This window comes from Eggerthella sp., from assembly GCF_048329335.1.
GTDB classification, from domain to species: Bacteria; Actinomycetota; Coriobacteriia; order Coriobacteriales; family Eggerthellaceae; genus Eggerthella; species Eggerthella lenta.
In genome coordinates this window covers 1-1,588 of the sequence record NZ_DBFEGU010000372.1, presented here as the reverse complement: position 1 = coordinate 1,588, position 1,588 = coordinate 1, and the positions used below count along the sequence as shown (strand labels likewise).

Below are 1,588 nucleotides of genomic sequence, written 5' to 3'. Positions count from 1 at the left end.
GGTACACCCATTCGCAGAGGCTCTCGGCGTCTTTGAAACGCTGCGCCTCGGAGGACGAGTTGATGACGATGGCGTACAGCTCGCGGCCGTCCTTGTTGGCGGCGCCCGCGAACGACGGGCCGGCGAGCAGGGTGACGCCGGTCTTCACGCCTATGGCGTACTCGTAGATGTCGAAGAACCCGTCGGTGGTCTCAAGGTAGATGTCGGCCTTCGCGCCGTCGGCGCGCGTCACCTGGATGGTGGTGCTCCCGCCGCCCACAGCCGCGCGAAACGTGTCGTTGGTCATGGCGTACTGCACCACTTTCGCCACGTCGGCCGCCGTGCTGTGCAAATCGCCCGCGTAGGCGTCGAAATCAAGCCCGTGCGGGTTGTCGTACACCGTGTCGGTGCAGCCCAGCTCCTGAGCCTTGGCGTTCATGGCGTTCACGAACACGGCTTCCGGATCGGACGTGCCCGGCTCCATGAGAGCACCGATCGTCTCGGCGATGGCCACGGCGGCATCGTTGCCCGAAGGCACGAGCAGCGCCTTGAGCGCCGCATCGAGATTCATGACGTCGCCCTCTTGCAAGCCCGCCGACGACTCGCCTACCGCGGCGGCGGCGGCGGAAACCGTGACGGGCGAATCGAGCGACAGGAGCCCGTCCTCCACGGCATCGAGGGCAACCACGCCGGTCATGATCTTCGTGATGGACGCGATCTGCGTGGGGCTTTGGGCGTTGCGTTCGAAGTACACGGTGCCGTCGGCCCCCATGACCATGGCGTACTCGGCGTCGATGCTGGGGCACTGCGCCACGGCCAGGCCGCGTGCATCGACCGTTTGGCCGTATACGACGTCTGCCTTGCGCACGTCGGCGAAGGCGGGTGCCGTCCAAGCGGCGCCCGAAAGCGCCAGCGCGCAGGCGAGCGCGCATGCTAGAAGGCGCGCTCGCCCGACGGATGCGATATGCTCGAAGAAGTTAGTCAATGCGGTAGATGTCCTCCGGTCGCACCGGCTCGAAACCGGCATCGGTCAGCTTCTGCTCCAGGTCGTCCGAACCGTCGGCCTTGAGCACGTCGACGGCGTAGTCCTCGTTCACCGAGAAGCAGTAGCCGTACTCGACGTTGGCGTCCTGCTCGTCCATGAACTCGAGGAGCTTCGCCAGGCCGCCCGGCACGTTGGGAACGCGCACGGCCAGCACCGGGGTGACGGTGGCGCGGTAGCCCTGCTCGCGCAGCGCTTCGGCTGCGGCCTCGGGCGTGTCGGTCAGCATGCGCACCACGCCGAAGTCCGACGTGTCCGCCAGGTTCAGCGCGTGCATGTTGATGCCCGCGTCGGACACGGCGCGGCAGGCGGCCGCGAGGCGGCCCTTCTCGTTCTCGAGGAAAACGGTCAGCTGCGAAATCATGCCTTCTTCCCTTCTCTCAGGTCGATGATGCGCTTCGCCTTGCCCTCGCTGCGCTCGATGGTCTTCGGCTCCACGATCTTGATGTCCACGGCGATCTGCAGGTTGCTCTTGAGCTCGGCGGCCAAGCGGCGTTTGAGGTCCTGGAGCTTGCGGATCTCGTCGAACGGGAATTCGGGCACCGTCTCCACGTCCAGCTCGACGTG

Annotated in this window: 2 protein-coding genes and 1 pseudogene; all 3 read right to left on the bottom strand. The window is 66.2% G+C overall.

The annotated features are described in order from the left end of the window. On the bottom strand, window positions 1-964 hold a 964-nt coding region (locus ACMO6A_RS11560; protein ID WP_418471298.1), incomplete at its 3' end, for a D-alanyl-D-alanine carboxypeptidase family protein. After that, window positions 957-1,385, bottom strand: coding sequence for an amino acid-binding protein (locus tag ACMO6A_RS11555; RefSeq protein ID WP_009306987.1), 429 nt, complete (start codon window positions 1,383-1,385; stop codon window positions 957-959). The genes ACMO6A_RS11555 and ACMO6A_RS11560, both read right to left, overlap by 8 nt. Beyond that, window positions 1,382-1,588: pseudogene (locus ACMO6A_RS11550) on the bottom strand (phenylacetate--CoA ligase); the annotation flags it as partial. The pseudogene ACMO6A_RS11550 and the gene ACMO6A_RS11555, both read right to left, overlap by 4 nt.

Excerpts from the sequence above, each read along its gene's own strand:
- ACMO6A_RS11555 (WP_009306987.1), bottom strand. The coding sequence starts at position 1,385 with ATGATTTCGCAGCTGACCGTTTTCCTCGAGAACGAGAAGGGCCGCCTC.